General features: G+C 29.2%; 5 protein-coding genes. 1 reads left to right on the forward strand and 4 read right to left on the reverse strand.

Translation table 11 applies throughout. From position 1 onward, the window contains the following. Positions 1–276: 276 nt before the first annotated feature. A complete protein-coding gene (locus Q0O83_RS00690; RefSeq protein WP_294093104.1) occupies positions 277–1155 on the forward strand; it encodes a mechanosensitive ion channel domain-containing protein in 879 nt (292 codons plus the stop codon). 33 nt (positions 1156–1188) lie between these two features. Here the strand turns inward: Q0O83_RS00690 and Q0O83_RS00695 are convergent, their stop codons facing one another. From Q0O83_RS00695 to Q0O83_RS00710, 4 genes are all read right to left on the reverse strand, one after another. Continuing rightward, positions 1189–1884 (reverse strand): murein L,D-transpeptidase catalytic domain family protein, encoded by a 696-nt coding sequence (locus Q0O83_RS00695; protein ID WP_294093106.1) that lies wholly within the window; start codon positions 1882–1884, stop codon positions 1189–1191. Between the two features lie 104 nt (positions 1885–1988). Next, positions 1989–2927: a L,D-transpeptidase gene (locus tag Q0O83_RS00700; protein WP_294093108.1), complete on the reverse strand. Its 939-nt coding sequence runs from the start codon at positions 2925–2927 to the stop codon at positions 1989–1991. A gap of 33 nt (positions 2928–2960) precedes the next feature. Further along, positions 2961–5981 (reverse strand): efflux RND transporter permease subunit, encoded by a 3021-nt coding sequence (locus Q0O83_RS00705; protein ID WP_294093111.1) that lies wholly within the window; start codon positions 5979–5981, stop codon positions 2961–2963. Positions 5982–5990: 9 nt separating this feature from the next. Then, complete coding sequence (locus Q0O83_RS00710; protein ID WP_294093112.1) at positions 5991–7055, reverse strand: efflux RND transporter periplasmic adaptor subunit; 1065 nt, start codon at positions 7053–7055, stop codon at positions 5991–5993. Positions 7056–7203: the final 148 nt, after the last annotated feature.

Consider the following 7203-nt stretch of genomic DNA (forward strand, 5'->3'; position numbering starts at 1 on the left):
AAAAAATAGGAATAGTAACTACAAAATGTAGTCACCACTCCTATTTATAATGTATAATATTTAAAAGAAGAAAATATAAAATTAAAAAATGAAAATGTTGTCGATACTAAATCTCTTTTCTTTTTCAATCTTATCTTAACCACTATTTCCTCCTTTTTTTAACAAACGTTTAGTTTTTAAACTTTTGTTATTGTATCATACTTTTCGATTCTTCGCAACTATTTTTATTTTAAAGGAATTTTATTATTTTCACGAAATACTACTTGAGGTGATTTTATGGAACAACATTACGAAGGGTTTTTATTACAAGTTTTTAAGACTTTTACCAGTGAAGAGTTCTTAATTAATTTAACTAATAATTTTATTATTTTACTTTTTAGATTCTCAATGGCTTTAGTTTTCTTTTTGATTGGAAGAAAAATATTTAGAAAATCTCTTTCTAAATATTATACAACTAACGCTTTTAAATCTATTGATTCATCTTTTAGAACTTTTCTATCTTCAATAATTGATACAGGTTCTATTATTATTTTACTTATTATTTCACTACTTATCGTAGGTTTCCAACAAAGTTCTTTAATCGCTTTTTTAGGAAGTATCGGAATTGGAGTTGGTTTAGCTTTAAAAGATAATCTATCTAATTTTGTTGGTGGACTAATTATTCTTATATTTAAAACATACTCTGTCGATGATGAGGTTGAAATTATTGGAAACTATGGGCTTATATCTTCTATTGATGTTTTCTCTACAACAATCACAACATTCAGTGGAGATATTGTCAGTATCCCTAATGGTAATGTTATAACTAATCAAGTTATAAACTACTCTAAAACTCCTAATAGAAGAATGAAAATTATTGTTTCTGTGGCGTATGAAAGTAACATTGATTTAGTTTTTGAAGTTTTAAATAACTTGATAAAAACTAATCAAAATATTTTAAAAAATCCAGGGCCATTTATTAATATTGAAAAATATAATAATAGTTCTATTGATATAGCGTTAAAAGTTTGGACTAAAAATCAAACCTATTGGGACACATATTTTGATATCTTAAAAAAATTAAAACCAGCATTAGATGAAGTTAATATCTCTATTCCATTTCCACAAATGGATCTTCATATCAAAGACCAAAATTTTTACAAAAAAGAAAGCTGAGATTAACTCAGCTTTTTTTATATCAAGATATTTTTATACGTAACTGCTTCTTTCTAAATAGTTAGTATCATTTCCATAAGCAAATATTACAGACCCATTTTTTATCATATCGATAGTTTTCTTTGATATATCTCTAGGCAGTGCTGGACATCCTAAACTTCTTCCAAGTCTTCCTAATGACTTAGCCATCTTTGGATTTGCATAATCTGCACCGTGAATAACAATGTATCTCTCTTTTGCTTTATCATTTATTCCTTCTTCTAAACCATTTAAAACTAGTGAATATCCATTTCCACCCATATAAGTATTTTCAGTTAAAAAGAATCCTAAAGAACTTTTATTTGAACTTACCTTATTTGAAAAAGATGTAGCTATATTTCCACCACTATTTTTTCCATGTGACACATGAGAATTAACCAATATCTTTTTTTGTTTCATATCAATTACAAAAAATCTTTTTTCTGTTGATGGTTTTGAATAATCAATTATTGTCAAAAGATCTTTTTTTCTTTCAATTTTATTATAACCATTTAAAGCTGTTTTAAATACATCATAATCCAATTTACCAGCTAATCCAATCTCTTGATATAGATTTTTTTCTGTATCTTCTTTAGATACCTGTACAATTTTTTTCTCTGTCTTTGTAGGATTCTTTAATGTAAAACCAAAAGATGTTGTTGATATTGAACCTAAAATAAGAGCTAACATTAAATACTTTTTCCCTAACACAAAAACCTCCATTTACTACTTTTTTCCTAATAAAACCCTTTATATTTTAACATTTTACACAAAAAAAGTCAAGAATACGCAATCCTTGACTTTTCTCAACATATTTATTCAATTACTATTACTAAACCTTTATTTATTTCTGCCCACTCATATATATATTTAGCATGTGATGTAGCATTTCTTACACACATATGTGAACGAGGAGTTGTTCCTAAAGTTTGAGAGTACTCTATCATCTCTGTTCTAGGTAAATTCACTGGAACTCCATGAATATATCCCCCTCCTGAAAACCGACTTGCATATGGAGCATAACCATCTATCTCTGTTTGGCTACCATCTCTCAAATACTCCATCTTTAACTTCTTACTTTGAATTACAAATACACCTAATGGTGTTGGAAGCTGATGTGGTGGATTATCAAGTCCAGTTGATGCTGGATTCATACTTCTTACTTTCCAAATATCTCCAACTTTTTCTAATGTCACTATATTTTGATTTTTTCTATCTACAACTATAACTTTTGAAAAAGTTTTAGCCTCTATAAAACTTACATATTTGCTTGGTATTATCCATTCTCCATCTATATTTTCTACATTTACCTTATAGATACCTGGTCCAGACCCTAATATTGAAACCAATGATCCATCTGGTGCATATCTTTCTGGTCTATCCATCTCTCCCTCTATATATAATGGAATTCCTTGAGTTCTTCTATTCCCATATATATCCTTTACAGCTGGTCTACTTCCATCACTATATTTTTCCATCGCAACTTGCTTTGCCACGGGCGGTAATCCATTTATATTTTTATAATTTTTTAAGCTTCCCAATGTTAAATTTTGATTTTGAAAACTATCTAACCTATCTAGGTGAGCTGAAATCTTTTCCCATTGAAAACTTCTTGTTGCTTTTCCATATTTGTAAGAATCCGTTAACGTATATTTTTTATATGTCAACTCTTTTTCAATTGTTGCAGCTTCAGAAACTACATAAGTCACAAATGATAAAAGTCCTAAAAATAGATATTTTAGTTTTTTCTTCATAAGATACTCCTCTAACATTTTTTATATTCTATGTTAGATATACTTAGAAATCTTCTTTTTTCCTACTTCATATAGATAAAATAGTATAGGAATTACAATCAATGTCAGCAATGTCGAGAATACTAACCCGAAGATTACTGCTATCGCCATTCCTTTATACATCTCACTTCCTTGTCCAAGACCTAAAGAAAGTGGAATCATTCCAAATACTGTTGTCATTGTTGTCATAAATATTGGTCTTAATCTCGTTTTACCAGCTTCTAATATAGCTTCGTTTAGTGGATACTCTCTTTCTATTAGAATCTTTATATAATCTATTAAAACTATTGCATTATTTACAACTATTCCAGCAAGCATTATTATTCCAACAAAAACCATCGTATTCGTTTTCTGTCCTGTTAATAACAATCCACTATAAACTCCTATTATAGAAAGTGGTACAGTTCCCATAACTATTGCAGGAAGGATATAAGATTCAAATTGAGCTGCCAGTATAAAGTAAACTAAGAACATCGCAACCATAAATGCAAACTTCAATTGCTCATTTACTTCAACTAAGTTTCTTCCACTTCCACCAAACGAGTATGAAATTGTTCTAGGTAAACCTGCTTCTTCTAAAATCTCTCTTATATATTTTTGTCCAGTTACTAAATCCAATCCATTTGCTGTATTGGCATCAATTGTAACCATGGTAATTTTATCCTCTTTTTCTATTCCATAAGCTCCCTCTCCAATTTCTAGTTTAGCAATATCTTTTAATTTTACTACTCCACCATTTTGAGATTTTATTCTCATCTCTTGAAGTTTTTCAGGGGAGTTTCTAAACTGTTCTGCAAGTCTTAAACTTACATCAACCTCTTCATTTCCAGTTTTTATTTTTATTGGAGCTCCACCTAATATCTGGTAACTAACCGATAAAGTTAAATCATTTACTTTTACTCCATAGTACTCCATCTTTTTTCTATCTAATAATATTCTTACCTCTGGATTTCCATTTACCATAGAGTTATTTATATCTGTAAACCCTGGATTCTGGCTTAGCTTTTCTGTTATCATTCTAGAAACATAACTCAATTGATTTAAGTCATCTGATTTTAAAATCAGAGATATGTCTCTACTTGTACCTCTTCCAAAAGCCATTCTCGGAACTAAATTTAATTTTACATCAGGTATGTGAGCAACCTTTTTTCTTGTTTCTCCCATAATCTCTTGAACCTTTTTACTTCTTTCACCTTTAGGTCCAATATCTACAATTACAGATACTGCTTCACTTGATACTGACGATATAAACTTTTGCGTTTGAGGATCTTTACTTACAATCTCCTCTAACTCCTTTGCCACTCTATTTGACTTTTCAACATCCATACCACTTGGTAATTCAGCTATTATTGTATATATTCCATCATCTGTTGTAGGCATAAACTCTCCACCTATATTTTTAGAACCATATCCAACTATCCCAACAAACAATAGTACCATTCCCATTAAAACCGCAGCTTTATATTTTAAAGATACCTTTAAAATATTTTCATAGTGACCTTTTATGTACTTTAAAATTCTTCCCTCTTCGTGAACTGTTGTCTTTGATTTTAATATTCTACTCGAAATCATCGGAACAAAAGTTATTGCTATTATTAACGAAGCTAATAACGAAAATGTTATTGAATAAGCCATATCCTTATATATCTCTTTTGCTCTTCCCTCTCTAATTACAATTGGGATAAAAACAGCTATCGTTGTTGCTGTTGAAGCTATAATTGGAATAACAACCTCTGTTGCTCCATTTTCTGCTGCTTCCATTCTATCTTGCCCTAGCTCTGTTAGATGTCTAAATATATTATCTAATACTACAATTGAGTTGTCAACTAACATTCCAACTCCTAACGACAGTCCCATTAAAGATATTATATTTAGAGTCATTCCTTTAGCTCCAAAGAAACCAAATGTTGCAATTATTGATACTGGAATAGCTACCGTTACTACAAGAGTTGCTCTCCAATCTCTTAAAAATATAAATAAAATTATTCCCGCTAAAACTAATCCTGTTACTGCATTGTTTTTAACTGTATTTATTGATCTTGTTATATCTACTGCTGAATCTCTATTTATTGTAAACGAAGCACCCTTTGGTAATAAAGGCTCAATTTTTATAAGCTCCTCTTTAGCTATTTTTGATATCTCTACAGTATTTCCAACATCACTTTTTTCTATATTTATAATAATATTTTCAATCCCATCTGTTCTTCCATAACTACTTCTATCTTTAATTCCTAATTTAACATCTGCTACATCTGTTAAATACAGTGTTTCACCATTACTATTATTAAGAACAATCTCTTGAATATCTTCTAATGTTTTTGCTTCTCCCGAAACTTTTACAAGATATTCTTTATCTCCCTCTCTGATGTAACCTGATGGGAAGTTTAAACTTGCACTTTTTAAAGTACTATATAAATCTGTTATACTTAAGTTATAAGCCTCTAATCTTTCTGGATCAATATTTATACTAATCTCTTTTTCTAATCCTCCAAAAACACTTACTGTTCCTACTCCTTCTATTCTTTCTAATCTCGGAATAACAACATTATCTGCAAAACTTTTCAGGTTTATTAAGTCTTCTCCTCTAAGTCCAATAAGCATTACTCTATCACCAGAAGATGAAGTTTTTCTTATTACAGGTTCATCTATATCATCTGGTAAACTATTTCTTATTCTACTTACAGCTGTAACCAAATCATTAACTTTGTTATCAATAATAACTCCATATTCAAACTCTATTGTCAATGCTGATTTACCCATTGTTGATTTTGTTGAAATTCTTTTTATTCCTTCAACACTTGTTAATCCTTTTTCAACCTCTTTTGTCACCAACTTCTCCATATCATCTGGAGATGCCCCTTTCCAACTTACTCTTATAGCTGCCATCGGCATATTATAATTAGGCATAAGTTGTGTTTTCAAATTAACTAAAGTCAATATTCCTAGAATAACCATCGATATTATTATCATCATAGTAACTACAGGACGCTTTATTGAAAATTGTGATATGTTCATCTGTCCCTCCTAGTTTAAAATATTTACTTTATCTCTATCTTCTAATAAAAATTGTCCATCTACTACTAGTTTCATATTAGAATAAAGCTCATCACTTAAAATCTCTTGTTTATCTCCGTTTGAATATCCTCTATCAACTTTTATTCTTTTAGCCTCTCCATCTTCAACAATGAAAATATATGAATACAACTCTTTTATAACTATCGCATTTTTAGGAACTAAGTAACCCTCTTTTGCTCCAGTTTGAACTGCAACTTTAGAATACATACCCTTTTTTATCTGCCCTTCTGGGTTATCAATTTCAACTTTTATCTGATATTTTTTATTATCTTTGTTTGCTACAGGATTTATCTCATAAACATTTCCAAAATAATTATTTTGTACTCCTTCTAAATCCACTTCAGCTTTATTTCCTACTGATAGTTCATTTATCTCATGTACAGATACTCCTGTTTTCACTAAAATTTTACTATCATCTACTAATGTTACTACATCTGTATTTGCTGAAACTTTTTCATATAACTTTAAATTTAAATCTGTTACAACTCCTGTAAATTTTGCTTTTACTATTAAATCTTCATAATCTTTTTTAGCTGATAAATATGTTGCTTCTGAATTTTTTAAACTACTTTCTGCACTTAAATGATTTGATCTTTTTACTAAATACTCCTCTTCTGATATTAGTTGTTTATCAAAGAGTTGTTTAAATTTCACATAATTTCTTTCCTTTATTTCAAAATCTGCTTTATTTGCTATATATGTTGCTTGAGCTCTTAGATAAGCCGATTGTACCTCTTGATCTTCTAAGACTAATATTATTTGACCTTTCTGTACTTTATCTCCATTTTTAAAGTTTATTTTTTTTACTGTTCCTCCAGTTTTAGTTACTGTTTTTATTTCACTTAAAGGTTCTGTAACTCCACTTGATATATTTAATCTTACAATATTTTCAGGAATAACTTCAGATATCTTTATATTCTTTCCTGCACTTTCTCTTGCTTTAGGTTTTGCATTATTACTCCCGCATGATAGTAACAATAGCATCGTTGATGCTATCAGTAATTTTTTTACCACTTTTTCTCCTCCAACTATTTTCATTTTGTATATAAAAATATTTTAACATACATGGTATATATTTTATACTTTTTTAATTTTCTTTTACATATAATTAAATAAGTGATGATCTGTATTTTTCAAACGCTACATAATAATTTAATACTGC

Origin of the sequence: uncultured Cetobacterium sp., assembly GCF_945952365.1 — a bacterium.
Lineage (GTDB): Bacteria > Fusobacteriota > Fusobacteriia > Fusobacteriales > Fusobacteriaceae > Cetobacterium_A.